A 25,400-nucleotide genomic window follows, 5' to 3' on the forward strand; every position below is an offset into this window, starting at 1 on the left:
AGGACCAGATTCCTCATGCTATTCCAAGCTGGCCTGATCTGGTAGGAACTCTTCCCAATACATTCGAATCACGAAAAAGATTCCTTTGGAAAGGAGTGGTTGTGTAATTCCTACGCTTATCAGGAAAATCTGTAGCGTTCGTTCCATTTGCAAGTTTTGGAAAAAAGTTTCTCCTGGAGTACTTTTTTCTCTTGCAGAATTCGGACTGTCTTTGAATATAAATCAAACGTTCGAAATAAAAACGATGCTTCGAAATCGGAGAAATGGCCGTGCCGAAAATCGTAGATCATGAGAAAGTGAAGGAGGAATTGCTGCGTCCTTGTCTTAGGCTATTCGCAGAGAAAGGGTATGCAGCGGTTACCATGAGAGAAATTTCCCGGGAACTTTGCGTTTCCACTGGAACACTGTATCACTACTTTCCGACGAAGGAGTTCCTGTTTGAAGAAGTGGCTAGATTTGTGGTCCAGGAGGATGTGAGGGAACTCCGAGAATTTCAGGCAGAAATGCGGAATACAAACTCGCTGGAGCAACTGAAATCACTCTTTGAATTCGCCGAAAATAGAGAAGAGCATTTTAGAGATATGATTTTGCTTGCTTGCGATGTTTACCGGCATGATTCCTTGAAAGACGAGTCCAGAATTTTGGAAGAATGCTCTAAGATTTATCGGGAATCGATCCGAGCGCATCTTGGAATTGGAAGCAAAGATCTGGAAAATATGTTTTTCGGAATTTTGATCGGTACAGTATTTCAAAGGATGCTTGAAACCAGAATTGTGGATTTCAGGAGTACGTTCCACATTCTGCATTCTCTTTGGCCTCTTATGACCAATATCAATCTTTTCGAACCTTCGAGTAAAGCGGAGAACTAGGAAGAGAAAGTTTTCCCCGACTTCGCCTTTGCGATCGAAGAAGGAGAATGATGAGATGAGTAAGTTAAAAAAATATAGTTTCCTAATCGCATTTCTTGTGCCTGCGGTAGCAGTCCTTGGATACTATTTAGGCGGAAATTTTAATTTTCTGACGGTCGGTATTGTGTTTGGTATATTACCGATTCTTGATGTATTTATAGGAGCGGATTCTTCGAATCCAGACGAGTCCTTAGTAGGAGCTCTTCAGAATGAATTTTACTTTAGATTCGTTACTTATGTATGGGCATGGGTTCAGCTTGGCCTGATACTTTGGGCTTTATGGCAGGTTCAGACGAACAGCTTAGGTTGGCTGGAATGGGTAGCCTTCGGACTCTCTATCGGCATTACCACTGGTGGAATCGGAATCACAGTTGCACATGAACTCGGTCACAAAAACAGCAAAATAGAGCAGTTCTATTCGAAATGCATCTTAGTAACTGTCTGCTACATGCATTTTTTCATAGAGCACAATAGAGGACATCATGTAAATGTCTCTACCTTCGAAGATCCCGCGACGAGCAGAAAAGGGGAATCCTTTTTTCGATTTTATCCAAGGACCTTATTGGGAAGCCTTTCTAATTCATGGAATTTGGAAAAGAAAAGGCTCGCAAAGCAAGGTTTAGGTGTTTGGACATTTAAAAATGAATTCTTACTTTCTTTATTGTTTCCCGCTCTATTCATAGGTTCTATTTTAAGTTTTTTTACTACTCTCACAGGTCAGTTTAAGTGGGAGGTCCTTCTTTTCTTTTTGTTTCAGAGTTGGATTGCGTTCACTTTGTTGGAGCTAGTAAATTATATCGAGCATTATGGGCTTAAAAGAAGGGAAGTCTCTCCCGGAAAATTCGAAAAGGTTCTTCCGATCCATTCTTGGAATCAAAACTTTGCTTTGTCTAATGCGTTTCTTTTTCAGTTACAGAGACATTCCGATCATCACGCAAACGCAGGAAGGCGTTATTCCGCATTGCGGCATTTTGAAGAAAGCCCGCAGCTTCCATTTGGATATGAGATCATGGTTCTGATTGCTTTGATTCCCGCTCTTTGGTTCAAAGTAATGGATAGCAGGCTGGAAGCCTGGGAAAAGAGTAACTACAGTTTGTAGGAGCTCCTACAAAGATCTGGCTCGGATTTTCCACTTGATAAAAAGGAGGTTTTATGGTATTGGGATCCCGCGGGTTTCCCACGAGCCACTCCCCCCACCCAATACAGGGCGGGGGCTCCCCACTTCTTTTTCGGAACCAGTATTCCTTCTTGGCGCTACGAAATAGATCCGAGAATCCGAAGGATGCGCTTCAATTCGTCTCTTTGCTGCATTAGATCTTTCTTAAGTAGTCCCGGCAGTTTTTCCTGTTCTTTTAGAAAGCTTTCCGTTTTCTGTAATAGTTTTTCATTGGGCTGGAACATTGGAAAAAGCAAATGTCCAAAGGCAGAAGAAAAGTGAGGATCTCTGGATTTGTATACCTGAACCACTTCGGAAAAGAAGCGGTCAACATAGGAGGAAAGAAGTTCTTTTTGGTGGTCCCATTGAAATCCTCTCATTCCAAACCTAAGCATGTCGGTAGAATCTTTTTCTCCCGGATTTTGAAAACGTCTCCAAGCCTCCTCTTTGACCGTTTTATCCGGTGCAGAAACTCGAGCGAAAAATCCTTTCTTGATTCCTAAATCTGATTTGTCTCGTTTTTCTTCTTCGGCAATCAGCTGAGAGCTTTCCGTGTCCCCGTAGGCAGAGAGTCTCGCGATAATGGTCCAGCGTCTCTCTTGGTCTATATGAAGCCCCTCTATATTCTGTTTTCCTAATAGAAGGTCTTTGAGGTATCCTAATTGCTCTTTTTCTCTCGAAGTGTTTTCCAGAATTCGAAACCAGAGAATCAGCTCTTGCTCTCCATTGCCTGTTTTTTTCAGGTTTTCCTTCGCAACCGAATTCAACTTTGTTGACCACTTTTGTTTTTCTGTCTCCGGAAGATAATTGGAGATGATAGAAAGAGCCTTGGAAAGTATATGGCTGTTCCGAACGGATAAGTCTTGCTCTTTTAACCCTTGCTCGAATACTAAATCGAGAAAGACCAGGGGAGAAATCTCCGCGTCTCTCACCATTTGCCATAAACTACCCCAAACGATTCTCCTTGCAAAACGATCTGGAAGTGTATGTAACGATTTTCTTAATAATGGAATCGTACTTTTCTGAAGATATGTTTTGGCATAAGCGTAATCTTCTGTGTTTAACAGTAAGAGATCCTTTTCGCCTATTTTGATATCTTCCTCGAGTAATGTTTCCCCGCCTTTTATGACCAGGCGCTTTCTCCAGACCTCTTTTAGATTGCCTTCTACTTCTGAATAAAGTGTTGTCTGTAAGGCATGCGTTCTTAGAAGTCCGTTTTGATCCGACCCGTTTTGCCGGATAAAAAGCTTTCTGTTCTTTTGAGAGGTAAGGAGAGTATTCACTCCGGTCGTTTCGAGCCATTCCTGGCTCCAGCCCCTCACGTCGATTCCGCTTACTTCGGACATGCAATTTAGAAAATCGGAAAGTACAGTATTCTTTTCTGCATGCCTACCGAAATAGATATTCATTGCTTCCCTGAATTTCTCTTCCCCCACGTAATACATGAGTTGCCTCAGCACAGATGCGCCTTTGGAATACGAAATACCGTCGAAATTACTGATCGCCTCGATAGTATTCTCCGCTTTTCCTGCGATAGGATGGGTAGTAGAAAGTTGGTCCTCTCTGTAAGCCCATTCTTCTCTTACATAAAAATGTTCTAATGCGTCCGAAAAAAGTTTTCCGTGAGACATAGAATAGTAGGACAGATAGTCCGCGAAACTTTCGTTCAGCCAAAGATCGTTCCACCATTTCATCGTGACCAAATTTCCAAACCACATATGAACCATCTCATGATAGATGGTATTGGCACGATTCAAATACTCTGAGTAGATTCTGGGACCTCGAAAGATATAATTTTCGGAAAAAGTAACGGCTCCTACATTTTCCATTGCACCCATATTGAATTCAGGCACGAAAATCTGGTCATATTTTTTGTAAGGATACTTTACCTTAAAATAATCTTGCAAGAAGGAGAATGCCTCTTTCGTGATCGCGAAAATATTCTTGGCATCCATATATTGGGATAACGATTTGCGGCAAAGAATACGGAGTGGAATTCCGTTCGCATTGTCTTCCCAGATCGCATAAGGTCCGACGATTAGAGCAAATAAGTAGGTGGAAAATTTTTTTGTTGGTGCAAACTGAATTCTTTTTCGATCCGAATCCAGGTCCTCTTCTTTGCTCGGCATGGTGTTGTGAATGTACACCCAATCTTTCGGTCCCCTAACTTCTAATTGGTATGTGGCTTTTAGATCTGGTTGATCGAAGGCAGGAAATAACCTATGTGCTTCAAATGGCTCGAAATCTGTATGCATGTATTCGGCCAGATCCGAAGGATCCTGGAACTTATGAAAACCAGAGCCGGTAGTATCGAAGGAGTTTCTATATTTGATTCTAAGTTCGTTCGTACCTTGGATTAAGCCTTCCGAGGGCAGGAGGAGATGAGATTCCTGCTTTTCAAATTTCTTCTCTTCCTTGCCGTTAAGCCAGACCAATTCAACTTGCTTGGAAACAAAATCGATTTTGAGACTTCCCTTTGCGTTTCCGGAATATATGAAATGAAGAGTAGTATCTCCTTTATATTCGGAGGAATTTTTTTCTAACTCGATTTGGATCGAATAATTTACGTCCGAAATAATTTTGGACCTAATCATCGCTTCTTGTTGTGTAAGTACGTTTTCCATTCTATTAAAATTTTTTAATCAAACCTTTTGCTTCGAAACGAATTCCTAACTGCGATTTATGGGATTGGATTTTAACCGGTAATATCCTTTAAATGCAATTTTCTTAATCTAGGAGCGATGCCCCCGACAAATAAAACTGTGAGCAAAGTCATTGCACCTCCGAAAACGACCGATGGAACGAGGCCCATCCATTCTGCTACCACACCGGACTCGAATGCTCCGATTTCGTTAGAAGATCCGATAAATATGCTATTTACCGCCGAAACCCTTCCTCTCATATGCTCGGGCGTATACATTTGCACGATCGTATGCCGAATTACTACGCTAACCATATCGAAGGCCCCGCTCAAAACCAGTGCCAATGCAGAAAGATAGAAATTTTGGGAAATTGCAAACACAATCATACTCAATCCGAATCCAAATACGCAGCCAAGGAGTAAGACTCCAGAATCTTTTTTGGGAGGATTGGCCGCAATAAAGAGTGCGCATAGTACTGCCCCGAGAGCAGGCGACATTCTCAGAATTCCGTATCCTTGCGGTCCCAAATTTAGGATTTCTTGAGAGAAAGCGGGGAGAAGAGCCATCGCGCCTCCGAATAAAACAGCAAACAGGTCGAGGCTAATTGCTCCGAGAATGATTTGGTGACCGAATACAAATTTCCAGCCTGAAGCCAAGCTCTCAATCATCGATTCCTTGGGTCCTTGCTCCGGTAAAGGTTTTCCGGGAACAAGAACGAGCAGGCCTAATGCTAAAACCATCAATGATAAATCCGTAAAGTAGGCTGCTTGGATTCCTAAGAAACCTATGAGATATCCTCCCAAGAAAGGACCCAAAACTGCAGAAGTCTGCCAAACGATACCGCTCCAGGTAGCAGCATTTGGAAATACTTCTTTTGGAACCAATTGTGTCTGAAATGCAGCCACGCTCGGGCTCAAGAATCCTCTGGCAATCCCGGATAAAAAGATAACGGAATAAACCGGAAAGGCTTTATACGTTTCTATAATCCAAGAAAACTGCGGAAGTGTATAACAAAAAAGGAATAAAGAACAGAGGGTCAGCAGTCCGAGTGAAAAAAAGATGACTCTTTTTCTCGGAATACTATCCACTACCAATCCTGAAAAAAAGGATACTGCAATCGATGGAATCGCTTCCGTTAGCCCAATTAATCCAAGGCTAAGTTTATCTCCGGTGATCTGATAGATTTGCCAGAACACGATCGTGGATTGCAGAACGAATGAGATCGTGATCAACATTTTTCCTAATAGAAAAGTTCTGAATTCCGGAATCGCAAGAGATTCGAAAGGTTTTTTAGAAAAAGAGAATTTTCTCATTAAGCAGTCCTAATTTATTTTTGTTTTTGTAAGCGGATATTTTAGAAAGTACATCCCTAACGCGGCGACCATCATCCCATGGTGCAAGAGCTGTTTTTCGATCAAAGAGGGGACCTTCTCGAGAGGATAAGTGAAAACTCTTATTTGTTCGCTATCATCCAATTCTCGAATTCCGGTGGAGCGAACATTTTTTGCGATGAAAGTATGACACCAGTTGTTAAATACCGCCGGATTTCCTGAAACCTTTCCTAAAAATTCCCAGTCGTCGGAGACGAAGCCGGTCTCTTCCTTCAGCTCAGCTTGTGCAGATTCTAAGATTCCGGATTTGTCCGCAATTCCACCAGGAATCTCCAAAGAATATCTGTGCAATCCGTGACGGTACTGGTCGATCAGAATGATTTCGTTTTCTGGAGTAAGCGCGATCACATTCACCCAATCCTTGGATTGCAGATGAAAAAAATCTTTAGAAACTGCTCCATCCGGAGATTCGGTGTGATTCGCGACTAACTTGAAAATCGGGGTTTCATTTAGGATTCTGGGGTTGCTTTGCTTCCAAAGTCCTTGTTCAGGGCGGTATTTCTCTGGATCGAATGTTTCCATAAGGTTGATTCCTCCAAGATGTGGAAGGTGTTCCTTCCTGCAAACCTTTGCCTGTACGAGGTTGACAGTACAGTAAAAGCGCGAATTATGTCCCATGTTTCCATGAGGCTAAATCCAGAACAGGAAAAAGCGGTCCAAACCGTAAATGGGCCACTCTTAATTTTTGCAGGAGCGGGATCCGGAAAAACCCGCGTTATCTCTAATCGGATCGCACACATGATCCAGGACCACCATATCCCTGGCTCTAAGATCGTAGCTCTTTCCTTTACTAATAAGAGCGCGAAGGAAATGGGAGAGAGAGTCAGAAAACTGGTGCCTAGAAATCTACTCAAAGGGATCGTTCTTTCTACATTTCATTCTCTTGGACTGAATATTCTTAAAAAGCATATTGAGAAATTGGGATACAAGCAGCCTTTTCTACTTTTAAACGGTAGCGACCAAGAAGGTTTAGTTACGAGTCTACTTGTCTCAAAAAAGATCGAGGCAAAGAGAGCCCAGGTTCTCGAAATACTGGGAAAGATTTCTCGAATCAAGAACTCGGGTGACGATTACATGGATTCCCTGCGTTCTTCTTTGAATGAAGGAGACCAAGCGGCCGCCTCGTTGTTCCATCTATATCAGGAAACTTTAAAGGAGCAGAACTCTGTAGATTTTGACGACCTCATTAATCTCCCGGCCAAATTGTTAAAGGACTTTGAAGAGGTGAGGGAAGAATACAACAAGAAATTCCAATACTTCATGGTGGACGAATTTCAGGATACGAACAACACCCAGTATGAGTTCCTACGTGCACTTATGGGGAATTCGGAAAACCTATGTGTAGTCGGGGATGACGACCAATCTATTTACGCTTTCAGAGGCTCCAATGTGAGCTTGATCCTTGGATTCGAAAAGGATTTTCCGAACGCGACTGTCATTCGGCTTTTGGAAAATTATCGCTCTACTGAAATCATTGTCTCAGCAGCGAACTCACTAATTCGACACAATCTATCTAGACGTTCCAAAGAGTTGTATTCTAGAATTCCTTCCGGTAAAAAGGTTCGCTATGTAGAGAGGCTGGACGAAAAAGACGAAGCTGAGTACATAGCTGATTGTATTCGCGAAGAGATTGTCAAAGAGTGCAGGAGGGGATCTCAGATCGCGATTCTGTTTAGAACCAATTTTCAATCTAGACCATTCGAGGAAACCTTTCGCGCCCGCGACATGCCTTATAAAGTAGTCGGAGGATACAATTTCTTTGATCGAAAGGAAGTAAGAGATCTGATCTCATACATTCGAATCATCGCGAACCAGAAGGACGATGCATCCTTACTCAGAATTATCAATTATCCAAAACGCGGAATCGGTGCAGGATCCATTTCTTTGATTCATGAGAAGGCTTCTCATACTAAAGAATCGTTATATGAAGTATTATTTCGTGTGTGTGAATCTCCGGATTTCCTGCCTAGTTTGAATCGAAAGATCGCTTCGGAGATCTACAACTTCGTAAATCTTATCGAAAAATACAAAAAAAAGTTTTCCAGTTCTCCCAGGCTCTTTTTTGCACTGCGCGAATTGATCGGAGATTTGGGCCTGGAAAAGGAAATCGTTTTGGAAGAGAAGGAAGAGAAAGTTGCCAAGGCAAGAATCTTCAACCTTTCAGAGTTGGTGAACATGCTCGCGTTTTTCGAAGAAAACAACGAGTCTGGAGAAAAGCCAACCCTCTTCGATTTTATTAACCGACTTGCGATGTTAATGGAAGACGAACCTTCTGATGAGAAAGAAGACAACCGGATCCAGCTATTGACCATCCACCAATCTAAGGGATTAGAGTTTGAGTCAGTCTACGTGGTCGGCTTGGAGGAAGGGATTCTTCCAAACGGAAGGGTCGCGCTTGAGAGCGAGTCCATAGACGAAGAGAGGCGTTTGATGTATGTGGCCATGACCCGTGCCAAGAGCCATTTATGCTTGACAGGAGCCGCAAACCGCCGCAAATTTGGGGAGCAATTAGCTTCAGAGCCGTCTCGGTTCTTAAAAGAGATCGAACCGGAGACCCTGGATTGGTACTCAAATGAGGAAACCAGGCAGCAGGAGACAGAAGACTTTCTCCAAGAGCTCGAAAAATTGAAAACGGGTTAATGAAAATGGGCAAATACGCGCTGATACTCTTACTGGGGAGCACACTACTAGTCTCCTGTGCTAGTGCACAGAGAGAGCATGGTGTTTCTTCGGATTTAGAGTCCCAAGTCCGAGCGGAGATTCAAATTATAGATTCACATCTCTCCGACCAAAACCTCGACGACAAGAAACGCTCCGATTACCTCCTACAAAAAGCAAAACTCTATCTTAGAATCGAATCCTACAAGGAAGCATCTCTCGTACTGAAAGAGATTCAGAATTCAAAAGAAGCAAAAAATATACAGCATCTGGACCATTTACTTGGTTCTGCTTATTTCGGAATCAATGATTATGAGAATGCAATCGTTCATTTTCGCAAATCGGACAATGTAGATCGTGACTTTGAATCCGCAAATCGCAGAAAAATGTGGGCAAAGGCGTATTTTGAGGAAGAAAAGTACGGTCAGGCGCTTGGAATTCTTGGAAGAGCTTCCAAAGAAAAGGATTTTGAAAAGGATCTCTTCTATTACGAGACTGTTGCAATCAGTTTCTATCGGATTAAGGAATTTAAAAGATGTCAGATGATTCTGGAAGAAGGACTACTGAAGTTTCCGGAAAGTCAGACACTACGCACAATGCAGGAAACACTCGGTCAAGTACTCCAGCGTTAGTACGAGTCTACTTTACAATACCAAAATTTCTTAATTTGCGAAGGGAGAGGGTTGAAGTCTCGATCCTTGTCCCGAGGGCAGTCCTTTATACACTCAAGATACTTTTCAGGACTACGAAGCACGTACTGAAGCTTCCGGCTTTTCGAAGATTCTCATTCATCACGCTACTGTTAGGTGCGATTCTGTTTGGAGCCAAGGAAGGAACCGAATGGTACTTTGTGCATCGAGTTCTCGATATCAGGGCGCTCAAAGAAATATCCAGAGAATTTATCAATGTCGAGTTGGGTAGAGCAGTTGCCCTCGGAATCGTAGAATACGAATTTCCAAATCACGTCTTCATCGAAGATCTGAAAATCTCAAACGAAGAGGATTTTGTTTCCCAGCATTTGCTCTTCAAAGCAAATAAAGTAGAACTAGTATTACGCGGAGTTCTGAAAGGAAATCCCTCCGTAAAAGCGATACGAGTCAAAAATGCTCAGATAGAGTTGAATATGGAGGACAAAATTTCTGGAAAGTTGCTGGAATATATCCAGAAAATCAATATCCCGGAAATCAGACTCGATAACACAACCATCTCCATTTTTAAAGGCGAATCGAATTTACTTGAGGAAGTAACCGGCGTTGACCTTTTAATTCGCAAAGAAGGAGAGTGGGTAAGGATAGAGATTTCCGATTCTCTTTTACCCTGGCCAGGTTTCCGTTATCTAAAGGGATCGTTTGAAACTAGGATCGGTTCTAATTCCTCCAGATTAGAATTAGAATTTCGTAATGCAAAAGCAAAGCCAGTGGGTGGATTGTATTCTTCTCTTTCTCCTTTTCTTCCAAAATCCGGAAAAATATCAGGCACCTGCTTTTTGGAGCAAGAAGGAGAGAACTTCAAGGTCCAGGGAAAGACCGAGTTTTCTAAAGTTAGCGGAATCGTCTTACAGGAGATTCCGCTACAGGAAGAACCTTTGGAATGGAAAGACGTAGATTTAGAACACGAATGGTTTTACATCTCCAAGGAAAAAACATTAAAAGAAACTCATATTTTTAGGACAGAAGACGGGAATCTTGAGCTGCAAAAGGGTAGGGGGGAGAAAGGTTTGAGAACCTGGGATTTGTCTCTTGCACTTTCTAATATCTCTAATTTTCGCTCTTTTTTGCCGGTTCCGGTCGACTTAGATTCGTTAGATGGTCAGTTGAAATTGCACTGGAAAGGTTACGAAACCGGAAATTACAACGACTGGCTGAAATCCGAAGGAACCCTGAATCTTCTGGGCTTTCACTGGAAAAATCCGAATTTGGACCTAGGTTTTCAGTACGCTGATATTTTTTGGAAGTCCGACGGAATGTACGAAGGAAAACTGGAAGGTACCCAGTTCGGTTCTCCTTTTAGTATGAAGCTAAAGGGCAAATTCGGATTCAAGAAAGCGATTCGTGGAGATGGAGTCGCATACTATCCGCTGCAAGGTGATTTTAATTTCGATGTTCTTTCTGATTCGTTTATCCTGGAAGATTATTTTCCAATTTATAGAACCATCCGACAAAGCGTTCGTGAAGATATCAAGACTAGAATGGAGAAATTGATTCCAGAAATTCGATTTGTCCGAACCAAAATCTTTAAGTACTTTCTAGAATTTTCCACCGGATCTTTGAAATGGAAGAGTAAAGAATCTAGATTGAAAAGAGAATTCCAGAATTTAGGGAACTTGGAGTTCGTTGCCAAATTGGTTCCTTATCAGTCCAGGGCTGATGCAAAGATTTTGGACAAGGAACAAACTGTGGCAGAAGCCTCTGCCAACTTTACCTATTCTAGCGATACTCCATACTTTGATATCCGCTTTCAAACAAATGAAATTCCGTGGAAGATGCCAGCATTTAGATTTTGCGGAAAAGAATTGGTTCCAGACAGAATCGCGGTCAACGGAACGGTTCGCTTCTTTGGCAATGATACTCTTGCACTTTATAATTCTCTAAACATTGTGCAGGACGTTAAGCTAATGGGAAATCGCTGGAAGGGTACTGCAGATTTTCCGTTTCCTCTTAACCCTGGATTTGATTTTAGCTTTGAGCAAAATGTGCTCCCTTCGATCACTTATTATAGAGAATTGAGTTGGAATTCAGAAACAGTCAGAGCTACTGGTTATGCTCAATCTGATGGTTCGAGTCTGCGCTATTCCTCCAACGGAAGTATACAGAACCAAGCTTCTGAAAGCGCCACTTTCTTTAGCCAAAAATTTCGCGAAAATTCTGAGGAATGCCTCAAAGAATAGGCTGTTTTTAGAGTAAGTTTATAATTTACTTCTTCGAAAGAATCCAGAAACCTTAATTGCAAGTTTTTGAATATAGACGAGCGCTGAGATTTTCTATTGCTCTTTGAGCATCCTGAAGATAGCCTTAGCGGCATTTCTGGAAGAATTTTCTTCTCCGAGAGACGACTTGACCGCTTGTATTTCTTCGATCATCTGATTTCGGTATCTCTTATTTTTCAAAATATTCAGAGATTCTTCTCTTGCCTCTTCGGGTGTGCATTCCGCCTGGATCAATTCTCTGCAGGTTTCCTTTCCGGAAAGAATATTTACGAGACCGATAAACGGTGTGCGAATCAATCTAGAACCGATCAGGTAAGTGAGGAAGCTGACTTTATAAAGAATCACCATCGGTTTTTCGAAATATACTACTTCTAATGTGGCGGTTCCTGAAGTGACCAGAACAAGATCAGAAGCTTCAATTGCCCTCAAGGAACGATCAAAATAATACTCGATTTTTAGTCCTGGCTGGACTGCTTCGATTTCCGAGATCTTCGTCAGAATATATTCTTCTTCCTTTACGTTGATATTCGGTAGATAGAATTTTATTTTCTTTTTCTCTGCTTCCAAATCCGTATGAAGCAATTTTGCTGTCTCCAATAAGATTCCCAAAACTCTTCGAATTTCGGAACTCCTAGATCCAGGCATTAGAGTGACTATAAACTGATTGGTCGACTTCTCCTCTCCCGGGGCGATAACTGCTTCTTTCTTTAGTTTTTCCCGGATCCTCATCGCGATAGGATGTCCTACATAGACGCTCTTCACTCCGTATTGGTCGTACAAATCTTTTTCGAAAGGAAATAAGACCAACATCAGATCCACATTTTTTTGAACTGTATAAATCCGATCGAATTTCCATGCCCAGAGTTGAGGAGAAACGTAGAAGATCACTTTGATTCCAAGAGCTTTCAAGCGAGCAGCTAAACGAAGATTAAATCCAGGATAGTCGACTAAGATCGCGTGGGTACAGGAACGGAGAACTGCGGTTTGAACCAATCTCTCCATGAGTGCTTTTAGAAAACGGTATTTGAATAAGATTGCAGTGAACCCGATGACAGAAAGCTCTTCCATATTCTCTATGGAATCGAAGCCCTCTTCGATCATTCGAGGACCTCCTACACCGAAGAACTGAAAATCAGGATTTGTTTTCTTTAATTCTCGGATAAGTTCGGCACCTAGCAGATCCCCGGAATGTTCTCCAGCCAGTACCAAAAATACAGGTTGAACCGGTTCTTTGGATTTGGAGGCACCGGTTGCTGTCTTTACCGATTCGGATGTTTTCTTCGAGATCGTTTCAGCCGATATGCGTGAGTTTTTTTTGGGAGCGATTGATTTTCGAGAGGTTACCACGGCCTATACTGAGGATATGAATTTTGAGTTTTTCGGCAAGGCGAATAAATTCTTCCGGATCTACTACTAGAGTTTCTGAATCTCGGAGCGCCAAGATTTCGCAATGATTTTCATGCATTGTTAACAGGGTATTTGTTCCGACGGTCGGCAAATCGAAACGGTCATCCTGACTAGGCTTGGAACTTTTGCAAACTACTGCCTTTGCTTTCTTTGCAAAAGATCCTCCTCTCCGTATCGCCTGATCTGTACCTTCTACGGCTTCTACCGCCAATACGGACTTATCCAGTACCACGACTGTTTGGCCTATGTCCAACAAAGCGATTTTTTCGGCGTATTCCATTCCGAATTCCACATCCAGCAATTGGCGTTTATCCAAAGGTCGCTTTGTGTATCTGCCTTCGCTTAATAACAAAGATTTAAGGTACACTTTTTGAGATATGATTTGGATTCCTTCTTTTTCGAAATCCTCTGCGATCGTGCGGAAAATTGAGTAGTCGTGACGATTGACCATCCTGGCCAGCAGAGCGAGCGCCTTTAGGTCAAAATTTAGATTCTTAAAGATAATCTCTTTTTTTACTTTTCCGAGCAAAAGCAAACGATCGACTTTGAGCTTTTTGCACGCTTTGATCAATCCTCCGATTTTTGCGATATGAATCGGGTATTCTCTTTCCGGATATTCTCCGGATTGAAAGTCGGATTCTATGATGGATAAAAAGACGGGATCTTCTCCGGAGGCAAGAGCCTCCCTCATTCCGATATGCGGAAGTTCTCCTCCGCCAGCCAAGATTCCTAAGCGTCCCAATCTTATATTACTTACTTTTAATACGCAAATTCAGACGATTTAGGACTGCGCCGAGTTATTACTGGAACTTCCAGAAGAGTTGCTTGAATTTCCAGAACTCGTCTCAGTGCTGTTCGTATTTTTTTGTGTCGATGATCCGTCGGAAGAATTCGACTTATAATCGGTTACGTAAAAACCGGATCCCTTGAATATGATTCCTCCGCCGAACGAAATCATTCTTTCTACTTTGCCAGCTTTGCCACAGAGGCATTCCTCTAAAGGGTCGTCCTTCATAGATTGAATGTGTTCAAACACTTGATTACAGGTTTTACATTTATAGTCGTAGGTTGGCACCGGGCCCTCCTTTCTATTCCTAATTCACAAATTTAGTATAAAAATCTAAATCGAAATAATGCTAGATTCGATTTGTTTTTCTCTTTTGATTGCAGCAGACAAAGTTTGTATCTGGTCTCATCCGAACTTTCAAATCCTTGCTCCGGGCGAATTCCCTGTACTACCGCTTTTTCTTCGATGAACAAAGAAGCAGACTGAGAGTTTGCGTTTTGTGCGATTTGGATTTGGAAGTTACGAGAATCGCTTTTGTTTTCCAGGATATATTTGTTCCTATTTATATAGATCGATTCCCTGTCAAGATCGATTTGGTAGGCATGATTCCAACTTCCGGATTGACCGGCATACAATCTAAACACTGGAACTGTTTCTTCACCGCTTAAGTATTGGATCTTAAACTCCAAAGAGCGAAACGGTTCTTCTATGAGTCTACACAATTCCTGATAATCGTTTTTTTCGGATCCATAGATTACAATTCCGTAATCTCCGTCTATGGCTAACTTTTCTGTCTGAATATATTTCCCGAAAAATCCGAACGGAGGAGAGTTTTCGTCCCAATAAGCGAAGTCCCAAGCTTTGCTTTTTTCGGATTCGGTGTACTTCGAAACCATTGCTTGGCTTTTTTCGTTAGAGAAAGGTTCTTCTTCTGTAAATGTCGAAAACATCCAGCCGGAAAGTGCAGATTCAGGAATGTAGACTTGGATCCAGTTTCCTTTTTTTCCGGAAATGGTCTCTATCCTAGGATCCTTGTCTAACACATAGAGGATTGCACCTTTCTTCAACCTTGCTTTTCCCGGGTTCTCTGTTCCGGGGCCGATTCTCAAATTGGTATTTTCTCCAGTGTTCTTTAATCTTCCAGAGAAAAAATTAGAATCTTCTCGAGTAGATAGGAAGCCGAGAATTTCGCCTAATTCACTGCGGTCCGATTCGGAAAGCTTCGTAATTCGATCGCTTTTTAGACTGTTTTTGAGTGCTGTAGAATAAGACGGAAGTATTGGAAGTGGATTTATGCTTAATAATTCCCTAATATATTTAGCCAAAGTTTCCGCGTTGTCCCATTCGGCCGCATTTTCCAGACGGGCGACCAAGGCTTTGCTTCTTAGGAAACTTTTCTTGGCTAGTTTGCCAATGAATGGATCTTCAAAAATCGGAAATTTGTTACCGGCGATTTCGGATTCGGTATATTGTATTTTAAACTTTTGCGAAAATTTGTTCGCTGACTTGAGCTGATCCTCCGGATCTAATTCCTTAAGACCTGCATTGTAAAACAATAAGGATTGAGAAGCGTACAATAGATCGTAAGGAGAAGGTTCCGGTAAAGCACGGACCTGCTTAATTACGCTTTCCCATTCTTGATCCCGAAAGTCTTCGTAAATTGTGTCCGATGGTTTGGGCCAATTGTACCAAACGATGGAAACTATAATTACGAAGAAAACGAAACCGATGAGTGAGAAAATAAATCCGCGCTTCAAGGAGATGACTGATTATTCTATTATTGGAATTAGTTTATCCGCACTCAAATCGAAACGCTCCAATAATACGTTTTTGGCTACGTAGTATCTCATCAGATCGATATTGAAATTCACTTTTGCTTGAGTTAGAGCAAGTTGATCGCGAACTAAAGTATCCAATGCGTTCTTTACAGCGACCGCGTCGGCTCTCCCTTGCCTAAAGCTTCTCAAAACTCCATTGTAGTAGTTCATCGTTTCATGTTCCGTTACGATTGAATTCTTATAGATTCGGTAACTTGCTTCCAGAGAGTCTATTCGACCTCTTACATCATCTCGGACTTCGTTCTTGACTTCCTGTTCCTTTAAGGAAGCTTGATGAACCGAAATCTCGGAATCTCTCCTTGTGGCAAAAACTCCCTTATCCAAGATAGGATAGGAAAATTTGACCTGACCTTGGTAATCCTTATATTTAAAAGACTGTATTCCATTATCCGTATCCGAATAATTCCGATTCGGTGACACCAAAGTCTGAGCCTGAGAAGATACTGAACCGGATAGGGTCAGAGTAGGCAATTGGTCGTTTTTAGAGTTCTTAAGCACTAACTCGGCGTTCTCTTTATCTCGAATTGCGTTTTGATAGTCCGCTCTTTTTTGATAAGCGGTCTCTATGTCTTTTGCAAAATCAGGTTTTTCTAATAATTCTTCCAAAAGATCTGTGTCTTCCGAGAGCTCGATTCCGGATTCTAACTTCAGACTTCGTATCAATTTTCTCTTTGCTTCGTCCTTTTGTAAAGTGGCGGTTTCGAGTTGGCTTTCGGCCTGTGCAAGTAGAGAATTCCACTGATTCACTTCGAATCCTTCAGAGAGACCCAAGCCTTGTTTTCGGATCGTTAGGTTTCGAATATTGCGGGTATTCTCTTGCAATTGCTTATAAGTTTTTAGAGCTCTGAGCTTTACTGAGTAGTCCCAAAAATCCACCAAGGAATTTACGATCGCTTGAGAAATCTGTAATGAAACTTGATTTTTTGCGATTTGAGATTGATTGTCCAAAATCTTTTCTTCGTTACGTCCTTTGTATCCGAAGGAGTTCTTCAATAGGTCTTGGCTAATCGTAGTAGTGATAAATCCGGTGTACAAAGGAGGTAGCGCTAGTCCTCTAAAGCTCGAGGTAAGCGCATTACTTTGTTCGAATGCGTTGGAGTCGAATCGTCTTGTTCCGGTTTCTATTTTGAAATAAGTTCCGGTAGCTCGAAACGTTTTTTCGAGCCCGCCTTTAATCGTGTCGTCCGAAATCTTCGTTCCAGTAAAGATATTGTTTTGGTTGAAAGGAAGATTGTTTTGGCGAAAGGTTCCATCTGCTATGAGTTTCCAGGAGTATTTTGACTCTGCTTTCAAATAGCCGGAATCAGTCTTTACCAACTCGTATCTTAGATTCTGCAGCTGAAAGTTACTGTCCAAAGAGCGTTTTACTGCTTCCTCGGTCGTTAGTTTCAATTGGCGACCTCCCACAGGAGTAACTGTTGTGACAGGCTCCGTACTTGGAATCGATTCTGCCATTAAGCCGGAACCAGAAAGGAGGAGAATCGCGCTCCAGAAAAGGACCAAAACTTTTAGATGCTGTTTCATTTCCGATTTCATTAGGATAGTACTCACGAATTCCTCCTTCGTTTGCTTTTCTAAGACCCTGGATTTATCCCAAAGCCTTCTTCATTTTTTCACCGACTTCTGCAATAGACTGGCAAACATGAATTCCAGCTTCTTGCATAGCTTTCATTTTCGAAGACGCAGTTCCCATGCCCCCGCTGATAATCGCACCGGCATGTCCCATCCGTTTGCCCGGAGGAGCAGTCTGTCCTGCAATAAATCCGACCACAGGCTTCTTGACATTCTTTTTGATATAGTCAGCAGCTTCTTCTTCGGAAGTGCCGCCAATTTCTCCGATCATCACGATACCTTTCGTCTCTGGATCTTCGTTTAACAACTTAACCGCTTCAGTGTGGTTCATTCCAGGTACAGGGTCTCCGCCGATTCCGATCACTGTAGACTGGCCAAGGTTGTTTACGCTTAGCTGTGCTACGGATTCATAGGTTAGGGTTCCGGAGCGAGATACGATTCCGACGTTTCCTTCCTGGTGGATAAAGCCAGGCATAATTCCCATTTTTACATTATATTTTGGTGATATAATTCCGGGACAATTTGGTCCAATCAGTCTGGATTTGGAATTTCTGAGCACGCTATATACTCTAAGCATATCGTGTGTAGGAATTCCTTCTGTTATACAAACAATCAAAGGAATTTCATTTGCGATTCCTTCTAAAATTGCATCAGCTGCGAATGGAGGAGGAACGAAAATGATCGAAGCATTTGCTCCTTCATTTTTCATCGCATCCTTTAAGGAGTTAAAGACAGGGACTGCTTTTCCGGTTAGGTCTGCTTTCTGTCCGCCTTTTCCAGGAGTAACACCGGCGACTACTTTGGTGCCGTACTCTAACATTTGAGTCGCGTGGAAGGTTCCTTCTTTACCGGTGATACCTTGAACTACAACTCGAGTATTGGAATCTACTAAAACTGCCATTTGAAATGATTTCCTTCGTCTATCTTCTTTTTACTTAATCGAGGCTGCTACTTTTGCAGCTGCCTGTCTCAGGTCCTCGACTGCCATGATGTTCAGCCCGGACTCGTTTAGGATGCGTTTTCCTTCTTCTGCGTTCGTGCCCTTTAAGCGAACTACTAACGGGACATGGATATTTACTGCCTTTGCAGCTTCTATGATACCGTTTGCGACTCGATCACAACGAACGATTCCTCCGAAAATATTTACGAAAATCCCTTTTACGTTCGGATCACCTAAGATTAGTTTGAATCCGTTCGTAACAGTGGTTACGTTCGCTCCGCCTCCCACATCAAGGAAGTTCGCTGGTTCTGCTCCGGCCAATTTTACTATGTCCATAGTAGCCATCGCTAGACCAGCACCGTTGACCATGCAACCTATGTTTCCATCTAACTTAACGTAGTTGATGTTGTACTCCGAAGCTTGAACTTCTAAAGGATCTTCCTCAGTAATATCTCTGTAAGCTGCATTGTCCGGATGACGATACATGGAGTTTTCGTCCAAGTCAATCTTGCAATCTCCGGCAATGATTTCGTTTTCTTTGGTAAGGATCAGAGGGTTAATTTCTAATAAAGATGCATCTTCTTTGATGTATGCCTGATAAATCGCTGAGAGAAGTGCTTTGAAAGACTTATGAGCTTCCACAGGAAGTCCTAGATCAAAGGCCAATTGAGATGCCTGGTTCGCTTGAAGTCCGATTCCGGGATCGATTGCGATCTTTAATATCTTTTCGGGAGTGTGTTCCGCTACTTCTTCGATTTCCATACCGCCTTCAGTAGATGCCATGATTATGGTCTTGCGGATGGATCTATCTAAAAGGATACTTAGATAATATTCTTTTGCGATGTTGATTCCCTGTTCCAAATATACTTTTAGAACTTTTTTTCCTTCCGCTCCAGTTTGAGGTGTAATAAGTTGCATTCCCAATATCTTGTCGATTGCGGCGAGTGCATCTTCTTTGGATTTAGTTACTTTTACACCGCCTCCTTTTCCGCGTCCACCAGCGTGGATTTGAGCTTTTACGACAACTACAGGTGTTCCCGTCTTTCCGGAAACTTCGTCATAGGCTTTGGTGCCTTCTTCTTTTCTATCGATAACTACACCGAAGGGAACCTTGGCGTTATGGCGTCTCAGGATTTCCTTTGCCTGGTACTCGTGAATTTTCATGAATTAGCCTTTTCTATTGTTTTAATGATGTTTTCGAAGTGCTTTTTCAAAGGATTTTATCTTGGAATTTCCTGTCCATTCCCTTTCGGTAAAAAGGATTTCCGACGGACCAATGTCTAGGATGTCAACGGGGTGTTTGGATACCGGGATGCCCTTCCTTTGTCGAAAGTAGGGGCTCTATCTTCTGGAGTTATGGTTTACTAGACCAAGGGCTGCACCAAAGAGATTCAGAGTTTAACTGACTTAGAACCAGATTTTTAGGAATAGAAAAGTAGCAAAGTTTATGGAAAGCAGGATGTACAACCAGTTTAATTCAGGAACGAAGAGGTTTTCCTGAATTGCTTGGTCTATATTGTTCTTAAGTATCTCCTTCAGTTCTGCTTCGCTCAATTCACTGCTACCTTCTTTGGATTTTTCCGCGAGCTTTTGAACTGCATCTGCCAGACGTATTTTTTGCAAAAGAGACTTTAGCAGAAATCTAAGCGGATTTGGAACATCTTCCAATTTAAGAACGGCTTCTTGCAAAGACTTCCAACGATCAGATCCTTGTTTATTCTGATCTTGGGATTTCATTTTGGAAGAGATCTTTTCACCTAACTTGGATGACAAATAATCAGTAATGGGCCCTTTGTTTGAGTTGATTGCAGAGTGTAGCGCCTTGCTAACTCCATGTTTTTTGCCAAAAATAAAATAGAGTCCGGGAAATACCAAGACGAAGATCAGAATGATCAGTAGAACAGGCCACATATAGAGCATGATCACAAATAACGCGATGATAGCCCCGATTCCGCCGGCCCGAGCAATAGGAAGTGGACCTAGATTCGAGATTAAGGAAGACATTTCCGGAATTAAGAAAGCCAGTAGAATCAGATTCAAAAAGAAGCCTAAAGCTAGAAAACCAATCGCGTAGGCAAAAATTGTTGCCGAGCCTTTTACACCCGCCGCGAGAATCGATTTAGTATCCAGTTCCATCTCACTTTTCTCCCTGTGAATTTCTTCTAGAAGCGCTAAGGAAGTAGATCGAATCCGACTAGAACTACAAGCTTTTTAATATCTCTCTGACTAGTTCGCCTGTGTCATCAAACGAGTTTTTTGCGAGAACCTTTTCGACTTCCTTTTGCGCCGATTTTTCATCGAACCCAAGTTGAATCAGTGCCTGTATGCTTGTTTCTTTAAAACGGTCTTTCGGAGAAGGTAAAGATGCCTTATCGATATTAGTGGGTAGAGGATCCGCAGGAGTTCCTTCCAAAAACAGTTCTAATTTTTTCAGATTTTGTCTGACTTCAAAGAAAATTTTCTCGGATGTTTTTGCTTTTACTTTCGGAATTTTTTCTAGATCTTTTGCTTCTCCTGAAAGTACAATCTGGTATAGCTCCCAAGGGTTGAAGAAAGAAAGAATTTTCAAAGCAGTCATTTCGCCAATTCCTTGCAAACCCTTGATCACCTTAAAAAATTCTTTGTCCTTTAAATGTAAGAAGCCGAACAATTTTTGTCCTCGCTCGTTGATGGAATGAAAAATTTCCAATCTTACCTCGTGCTTGCCTTGGTTTAGGAGCTCCTTCAATTCAAGATATGTTTTAAACGAAATCGTAATTTCGTAAGTGACGCCGTTCACATCTAACTGTGCGGCTCCTACTTCAAGTTTATGAATCATGCCAAAAAGACCAGAGATCATCTTAAATAGAACAATCCTTAGCCAAACTTAGGTGTCAAAGTTAAATCGGGAAAAATCGGAGCCTATTGGAGAGAGGCCCCACCCTGTGTGGGTGGGGGCAGGAGCGTCAGCGGTGGTACCCGCCTCATTTCATAAATTTCTTTTTTTAGCAAGTAGATTTCTTATTCCTCTGTAGGAGCTCCTACAGAGGAATACTTGGAATCCTCCTGTTTTCTTCCTGGAAAATTTTGAATTCTAAGTAGTAGTTTCCTACCTTGTTTAATTCACTCCGGGAAAGGAATTTACGTACTGGATTTTGATGTCCGGGAAACTATCGACTATCTGCACTTTAATATCTGGAAAGCTTGTGACTTCTTCCCATTTTCCGCAGGAATCCGGAAAGGATGTTACCTTCTGCACTTTCAAATCTGGAAAACTGGTTACAACTTGCGCCTTGATATCGGGGAAACTAGTAACGAACTGCACTTTTCCGTATAACTTTTTTCCTTTCATTGTGCAGTCAGAACCTACAGAGCCTGCCTGGAGTCCGAGCACAGTAAAGAGTAGAATCGCTAAGATGGTGGAAAGATATTTTATACTTTTCATACGCTAAATTAACAGTACGAAATGAATTTTTCCTATTAGAAAAATGGGAGAATTCAAAAATTTATTTCACATCTGTCTTTTTGATTCGTTCCTTTTGGCGGCATATTTGTTTCTTATTTATAGGAAGTTTTTCTTTTGCAAAATAGAGGAGTCGTTCGAAATAACCTGTTACTAGTTAGGCGAAGTTTAGGCTGCATTTTACTTTAAGGCATTTGTAAAGAGACTTTGCTTGCGTTTTAGCGGACGGATGGTGAGGCATTGAATCCGGGGACAGGGCCCCGCCCTGGTTGGGTGGGGGCCGGAGCGTCAGCGGTGGTACCCGCCTCCTAACACAAAAATCCAAAGAAAGCAAGCCTTTTCCCTAATACTCCCCGCTTGTAGGAGCTCCTACATCCTTTCAATCTCATCTCACATTGAGGGTTTTTCTTATATTAATTTGATTTGACAAATCAAATTAATTAGGAGACTCTATTTGGAATGTCGGAGAGTGCAATCGAGCAAATTCTAAAGTTCTATCCTCGAATTTACTTCGCTTGCCATACTCGACATGTAACTGATCCGAAGACTGCTCAGACTTTAACTTCGCACCAAGCTAGCATTTTGGATCATTTAGATAGAGAGGAGGGAGTTAGTCTCTTTGATCTTGCGGGGCATATGGGAGTTACGCCTTCCACTATGTCAATCGGAATCAGTCGTCTCGAAAACTTGGGCTATGTTCAAAAGGAAAAGGACGTTTCGGATGCAAGGAAGACGCTTCTTTGTTTGACCGATCGGGGCGAAAAGATTAAGCGATCGAAGTCGGTCTTGGATCCGGAAAGATTAAGAAAGGTTTTATTAAGACTCTCTAAAGAAGAGCAAGAGCTTTCCATCAAGGGTTTGGCTTTGCTCGCGGCAGCATCCGATCTTGAGATGAAGAGCCTTAGCCTTTCGAAGGCATGGGGGAGTCGAGGAAAGAGAAAGGAAGAAAGCAAACATACTAGGACCAAAAAAAGGAGTAAAAAATGAATCAGGCACTTACTTACGTTGGAATTGCTGTTGGAATCGTAGCTTTAATCGTGCTCTCGGGTTATTTATTGCCGAAAGATCACGTCGCGACCGTGGAGAAGGAATATCAGACTTCTCCGGAAAAAATTTACCAGACAATTCGAAACTTCAAGGACTATGCGAGTTGGAGAACTGGAGTCGCTTCAGTTGAGGCTCATTCTGATACAACCTGGTCAGAAGTGAATAAAGATAATGAAAAAATTAAGTTTGGAATCAAGTCCGAAAACTATCCAAAATATTGTATAGTGGAGATTTTGAACGAAGACCTCCCGTTCGGAGGATACTGGGAATTCGAAATCAGTTCGAAGGGTGGCAATGCATCAGTGCTTAAGCTCACCGAAAATGGATTCGTTACAAATCCGATCTATAGATTGATGTCCAGATTTGTATTCGGTCATACTGCTACTTTGGTGCAATACCAAGAGGATCTTTTCAGAAAAATAAATCAGCAGTAATAGCGAACTGGTTTTTTAGTATTATTTTAGTAAAAAAGAAGTTTATAATTTTATAAAATTCTTTTGTTATACGTTTTTTTGAGTATGAAATCGGCCTGAGTTTAGTTCAGGTCGATTCCGCTCCCGATTGTCCAGGGCAGCACTTTCACTCCATCCTTTTCTCCCCAAGAAATTCCGGTGTATTGAGGGTGGACTCCGTGAATATCTGGCTTATCCGGAAAGATAAGATGTTTTCGAAGTTCTAATAAAGGCTCTTGTGGCAGGTCGTCACCCAGCGGAAAAGTTCCCCAATGAATCGGAGCCATTGCCTTCGCATTCAAATCCTTTGCAGCTACTATAGCTTCCTCCGGACTAATATGTGCATACTTCATGAACCACCTTGGTTTAAAGGCTCCGATTGGTAATAATGCTAAATCTATTGGATGTCCTATTCTTTTGGAAACATCTTTGAAATGGAGAGAGTATCCAGTATCGCCCCCGAAATACAGTGTCTTTCCTAAGGCCTCGATTGAATAGCTTCCCCAAAAATACTGATTTCCGTCAGAAATTCCCATTCTACTCCAATGGTGGGCAGGCAAAAAAGCGATCTTTACCATGGAAGTTTGAGTGATTTGTCCCCAGTCTTGCACGGTCACGTTTCCTAACTTTTCGTCTTCGGAAAAGGATTTCATCCCTGCTGGTAGGAGAATTTTCAAATTCGGATTTTTGGACTTCAGATATCGGAGACTTTCCGTATCCAGATGATCTCTGTGAGCGTGGCTGATCAGTGCATAATCGACCGCAGGCAAAGATTCTTTTTGAATGGGAAGTTGCACCCAACGCGAAATTACGATTGGAGATTCAAAGATCGGATCCGTGATCAGGTTTGTCGTTTTACCTTCTTTGGTAATCGAAATCCAGGCTGTGGAATGTCCTAACCATACGATTCTTAACTTTCCTTCGGGAGCGATCAAGTCTTGGCTTTTTCTCTCTAATACCAAGGGAAGTTCATCGGTTAAACCTTCAATTGTGACAGGATCGTGAGGCCCAAACAATTTCCATTTTAGTACTGTAAGAAAGGACTTATCAATTAACTGGGAATCATAGACCAAATTTTGATATTTACCCTCCTTATAATTCGGAGATTGGGTTCGATCCGAATCGAGTGGAAAACAATTTGCTATGTAATAAAACGCGCTAACTAGAACGCAAAGGCGGATGAAGAAAAGGTTTTTATCCCAGAACATTGATATCCTTTTGACCGATCTCCAGCAAAACGGAGCCCAAAAAATTTGTTCAAATGAGTTGCCGTACTCTCTCTACGTTTGAATCTGTCTCAGGAATGCCTTACAATCACAAGAATATTCTGGATACGGATCAGTTTTCTAAGGAAGATTTGGATTTTCTGATAGAAAAAACAAGGGAGATGGAGCGCCTCGTAGAACAAAATAAGGCATTCGGAATTCTCACCGGAAAATTATTGGCGTCTTTATTTTTTGAAGCTTCTACAAGAACTCGTTTATCCTTTGAAGCTGCTATGGAACGTCTCGGAGGGAGGGTGATCTCTACCGTAGGATTTCAATTTTCTTCCATATCAAAAGGAGAGACTCTGTTTGATACGATGAAAATGGTCGAAGCATACGCTGATATCGCGGTGATTCGTCATCCTGTAGAAGGTTCTTCCAGAATCGCAGCCGGTGCGGTCAAGATTCCAGTGATCAATGCTGGAGACGGGGCAGGGCAGCACCCGACCCAAGCGCTATTGGATTTGTATACGATCATTTCCGAAAAGGGAAAATTGGACAAATTGAAAGTAGCCTTTATCGGAGATCTTAAATACGGCCGTACGATTCATTCGCTTATCAATCTTCTCAGGCACTATGATGTGCACTTGTATCTGATTTCTCCTCCTGAACTGGCTCTGCCTGAATCATATAAAAAAGGCTTGGCCGGATTTCCGATTACGTTTGAAGAAACCGGCGACATTAAAGCGATCTGGGATTGCGACGTTGCCTATGTTACCAGAATCCAAGAAGAAAGGTTTCCGGATCATAAAGAGTATGAAAGACTCAAAGAATCTTTTAAGGTAAATAAAGAGCTAATTCTTGCTTCTAAAAAGGAGACAACTGTGCTGCATCCGCTTCCTCGGGTGAACGAGTTGTCAACAGATGTCGATGACTTGCCGAACGCAGCATATTTTCGACAAGCTAGATATGGAGTGGTCAGTCGGATGACCTTGTTATGCTTATCTCTTGGCGTAGAATTTTAATCAA

22 protein-coding genes are annotated in these 25,400 nt (G+C 42.0%); 8 read left to right on the plus strand and 14 right to left on the minus strand.

Annotated elements, in window-relative coordinates:
* Window positions 1-263 precede the first annotated feature (263 nt).
* Complete coding sequence (locus CH373_RS14400) at window positions 264-869, plus strand: TetR/AcrR family transcriptional regulator (protein ID WP_100714321.1); 606 nt, start codon at window positions 264-266, stop codon at window positions 867-869.
* Window positions 870-924: 55 nt separating this feature from the next.
* The gene (locus CH373_RS14405; protein WP_100714320.1) at window positions 925-2,007 is read left to right on the plus strand and encodes an alkane 1-monooxygenase; all 1,083 of its coding nucleotides are present in this window, start codon (window positions 925-927) and stop codon (window positions 2,005-2,007) included.
* Between the two features lie 155 nt (window positions 2,008-2,162).
* On the opposite strand, the gene pepN is transcribed toward CH373_RS14405, so the two are convergent.
* The 3 genes from pepN to CH373_RS14420 all read right to left on the minus strand — a co-directional run bounded on the left by pepN (window position 2,163) and on the right by CH373_RS14420 (window position 6,619).
* Complete coding sequence (pepN, locus tag CH373_RS14410) at window positions 2,163-4,688, minus strand: aminopeptidase N (RefSeq protein WP_100714319.1); 2,526 nt, start codon at window positions 4,686-4,688, stop codon at window positions 2,163-2,165.
* 71 nt (window positions 4,689-4,759) lie between these two features.
* Window positions 4,760-6,019, minus strand: a complete 1,260-nt coding sequence (locus CH373_RS14415) for an MFS transporter (protein ID WP_100714318.1) — start codon at window positions 6,017-6,019, stop codon at window positions 4,760-4,762.
* A 9-nt stretch (window positions 6,020-6,028) separates the two neighbouring features.
* A complete protein-coding gene (locus tag CH373_RS14420) occupies window positions 6,029-6,619 on the minus strand; it encodes an NUDIX hydrolase (protein ID WP_100714317.1) in 591 nt (196 codons plus the stop codon).
* A gap of 102 nt (window positions 6,620-6,721) precedes the next feature.
* On the opposite strand from CH373_RS14420, the gene CH373_RS14425 reads away from it, so the two are divergent.
* From CH373_RS14425 to CH373_RS14435, 3 genes are read left to right on the plus strand one after another with little or no spacing between them, the layout of a single operon-like run.
* The gene (locus CH373_RS14425) at window positions 6,722-8,737 is read left to right on the plus strand and encodes an ATP-dependent helicase (RefSeq protein WP_100714360.1); all 2,016 of its coding nucleotides are present in this window, start codon (window positions 6,722-6,724) and stop codon (window positions 8,735-8,737) included.
* Entirely contained in the window at window positions 8,737-9,387 is a 651-nt protein-coding gene (locus tag CH373_RS14430) for a tetratricopeptide repeat protein (RefSeq protein ID WP_423789790.1), read from the plus strand. Before CH373_RS14425 ends, CH373_RS14430 begins: the two co-directional genes overlap by 1 nt.
* Window positions 9,291-11,642, plus strand: coding sequence for an LIC_12586 family protein (locus CH373_RS14435; protein ID WP_243393409.1), 2,352 nt, complete (start codon window positions 9,291-9,293; stop codon window positions 11,640-11,642). The genes CH373_RS14430 and CH373_RS14435 overlap by 97 nt, the downstream gene beginning before the upstream one ends.
* A 93-nt stretch (window positions 11,643-11,735) precedes the next feature.
* Here CH373_RS14435 and lpxB read toward each other — a convergent pair whose 3' ends face one another.
* The 10 genes from lpxB to CH373_RS14485 form a co-directional block, all read right to left on the minus strand.
* The gene (gene lpxB, locus CH373_RS14440; protein ID WP_100714316.1) at window positions 11,736-13,028 is read right to left on the minus strand and encodes a lipid-A-disaccharide synthase; all 1,293 of its coding nucleotides are present in this window, start codon (window positions 13,026-13,028) and stop codon (window positions 11,736-11,738) included.
* Window positions 12,973-13,830, minus strand: coding sequence for an LpxI family protein (locus CH373_RS14445; protein ID WP_100714357.1), 858 nt, complete (start codon window positions 13,828-13,830; stop codon window positions 12,973-12,975). The genes lpxB and CH373_RS14445 overlap by 56 nt, the downstream gene beginning before the upstream one ends.
* A gap of 39 nt (window positions 13,831-13,869) precedes the next feature.
* Complete coding sequence (locus CH373_RS14450; protein WP_100714315.1) at window positions 13,870-14,163, minus strand: FmdB family zinc ribbon protein; 294 nt, start codon at window positions 14,161-14,163, stop codon at window positions 13,870-13,872.
* Between the two features lie 32 nt (window positions 14,164-14,195).
* A complete protein-coding gene (locus CH373_RS14455) occupies window positions 14,196-15,632 on the minus strand; it encodes an SH3 domain-containing protein (RefSeq protein WP_100714314.1) in 1,437 nt (478 codons plus the stop codon).
* A 12-nt stretch (window positions 15,633-15,644) separates the two neighbouring features.
* Window positions 15,645-17,249 carry a TolC family protein gene (locus tag CH373_RS14460; protein ID WP_100714313.1) on the minus strand — a complete coding sequence of 535 codons (1,605 nt, stop codon included), beginning with the start codon at window positions 17,247-17,249 and terminating at the stop codon, window positions 15,645-15,647.
* Window positions 17,250-17,301: 52 nt separating this feature from the next.
* Entirely contained in the window at window positions 17,302-18,186 is an 885-nt protein-coding gene (gene sucD, locus CH373_RS14465; protein ID WP_100714312.1) for a succinate--CoA ligase subunit alpha, read from the minus strand.
* A gap of 30 nt (window positions 18,187-18,216) precedes the next feature.
* Window positions 18,217-19,389 carry an ADP-forming succinate--CoA ligase subunit beta gene (gene sucC / locus CH373_RS14470; RefSeq protein ID WP_100714311.1) on the minus strand — a complete coding sequence of 391 codons (1,173 nt, stop codon included), beginning with the start codon at window positions 19,387-19,389 and terminating at the stop codon, window positions 18,217-18,219.
* A 243-nt stretch (window positions 19,390-19,632) separates the two neighbouring features.
* A complete protein-coding gene (locus CH373_RS18750) occupies window positions 19,633-20,361 on the minus strand; it encodes a hypothetical protein (protein WP_207761478.1) in 729 nt (242 codons plus the stop codon).
* 64 nt (window positions 20,362-20,425) lie between these two features.
* Window positions 20,426-21,064, minus strand: coding sequence for a Holliday junction branch migration protein RuvA (gene ruvA, locus CH373_RS14480; protein ID WP_100714310.1), 639 nt, complete (start codon window positions 21,062-21,064; stop codon window positions 20,426-20,428).
* Window positions 21,065-21,322: 258 nt separating this feature from the next.
* A complete protein-coding gene (locus tag CH373_RS14485; RefSeq protein WP_100714309.1) occupies window positions 21,323-21,649 on the minus strand; it encodes a 7(1) septoil knot domain-containing protein in 327 nt (108 codons plus the stop codon).
* 477 nt (window positions 21,650-22,126) lie between these two features.
* Between CH373_RS14485 and CH373_RS14490 the strand changes: the two genes are divergently transcribed.
* Entirely contained in the window at window positions 22,127-22,654 is a 528-nt protein-coding gene (locus CH373_RS14490; protein WP_100714308.1) for a MarR family winged helix-turn-helix transcriptional regulator, read from the plus strand.
* Entirely contained in the window at window positions 22,651-23,148 is a 498-nt protein-coding gene (locus CH373_RS14495; RefSeq protein ID WP_100714307.1) for an LIC10604 family protein, read from the plus strand. The genes CH373_RS14490 and CH373_RS14495 overlap by 4 nt, the downstream gene beginning before the upstream one ends.
* A gap of 101 nt (window positions 23,149-23,249) precedes the next feature.
* Here CH373_RS14495 and CH373_RS14500 read toward each other — a convergent pair whose 3' ends face one another.
* On the minus strand, window positions 23,250-24,374 hold the full coding sequence (locus CH373_RS14500; protein WP_100714306.1) for an MBL fold metallo-hydrolase: 1,125 nt from the start codon (window positions 24,372-24,374) through the stop codon (window positions 23,250-23,252).
* A 95-nt stretch (window positions 24,375-24,469) separates the two neighbouring features.
* On the opposite strand from CH373_RS14500, the gene pyrB reads away from it, so the two are divergent.
* Window positions 24,470-25,396, plus strand: coding sequence for an aspartate carbamoyltransferase (gene pyrB / locus CH373_RS14505; RefSeq protein WP_100714356.1), 927 nt, complete (start codon window positions 24,470-24,472; stop codon window positions 25,394-25,396).
* Window positions 25,397-25,400 lie beyond the last annotated feature (4 nt).

This window comes from Leptospira perolatii (assembly GCF_002811875.1).
Taxonomy (GTDB): domain Bacteria; phylum Spirochaetota; class Leptospiria; order Leptospirales; family Leptospiraceae; genus Leptospira_B; species Leptospira_B perolatii.

Excerpts from the sequence above, each read along its gene's own strand:
- CH373_RS14400 (WP_100714321.1), top strand. The coding sequence starts at position 264 with ATGGCCGTGCCGAAAATCGTAGATCATGAGAAAGTGAAGGAGGAATTG.
- CH373_RS14405 (WP_100714320.1), top strand. The coding sequence starts at position 925 with ATGAGTAAGTTAAAAAAATATAGTTTCCTAATCGCATTTCTTGTGCCT.
- pepN (WP_100714319.1), bottom strand. The coding sequence starts at position 4,688 with ATGGAAAACGTACTTACACAACAAGAAGCGATGATTAGGTCCAAAATT.
- CH373_RS14415 (WP_100714318.1), bottom strand. The coding sequence starts at position 6,019 with ATGAGAAAATTCTCTTTTTCTAAAAAACCTTTCGAATCTCTTGCGATT.
- CH373_RS14420 (WP_100714317.1), bottom strand. The coding sequence starts at position 6,619 with ATGGAAACATTCGATCCAGAGAAATACCGCCCTGAACAAGGACTTTGG.
- CH373_RS14425 (WP_100714360.1), top strand. The coding sequence starts at position 6,722 with ATGAGGCTAAATCCAGAACAGGAAAAAGCGGTCCAAACCGTAAATGGG.
- CH373_RS14430 (WP_423789790.1), top strand. The coding sequence starts at position 8,737 with ATGAAAATGGGCAAATACGCGCTGATACTCTTACTGGGGAGCACACTA.
- CH373_RS14435 (WP_243393409.1), top strand. The coding sequence starts at position 9,291 with ATGTCAGATGATTCTGGAAGAAGGACTACTGAAGTTTCCGGAAAGTCA.
- CH373_RS14460 (WP_100714313.1), bottom strand. The coding sequence starts at position 17,249 with ATGAAATCGGAAATGAAACAGCATCTAAAAGTTTTGGTCCTTTTCTGG.
- sucD (WP_100714312.1), bottom strand. The coding sequence starts at position 18,186 with ATGGCAGTTTTAGTAGATTCCAATACTCGAGTTGTAGTTCAAGGTATC.
- sucC (WP_100714311.1), bottom strand. The coding sequence starts at position 19,389 with ATGAAAATTCACGAGTACCAGGCAAAGGAAATCCTGAGACGCCATAAC.
- CH373_RS18750 (WP_207761478.1), bottom strand. The coding sequence starts at position 20,361 with ATGGAACTGGATACTAAATCGATTCTCGCGGCGGGTGTAAAAGGCTCG.
- ruvA (WP_100714310.1), bottom strand. The coding sequence starts at position 21,064 with ATGATCTCTGGTCTTTTTGGCATGATTCATAAACTTGAAGTAGGAGCC.
- CH373_RS14485 (WP_100714309.1), bottom strand. The coding sequence starts at position 21,649 with ATGAAAAGTATAAAATATCTTTCCACCATCTTAGCGATTCTACTCTTT.
- CH373_RS14490 (WP_100714308.1), top strand. The coding sequence starts at position 22,127 with ATGTCGGAGAGTGCAATCGAGCAAATTCTAAAGTTCTATCCTCGAATT.
- CH373_RS14495 (WP_100714307.1), top strand. The coding sequence starts at position 22,651 with ATGAATCAGGCACTTACTTACGTTGGAATTGCTGTTGGAATCGTAGCT.
- CH373_RS14500 (WP_100714306.1), bottom strand. The coding sequence starts at position 24,374 with ATGTTCTGGGATAAAAACCTTTTCTTCATCCGCCTTTGCGTTCTAGTT.
- pyrB (WP_100714356.1), top strand. The coding sequence starts at position 24,470 with ATGCCTTACAATCACAAGAATATTCTGGATACGGATCAGTTTTCTAAG.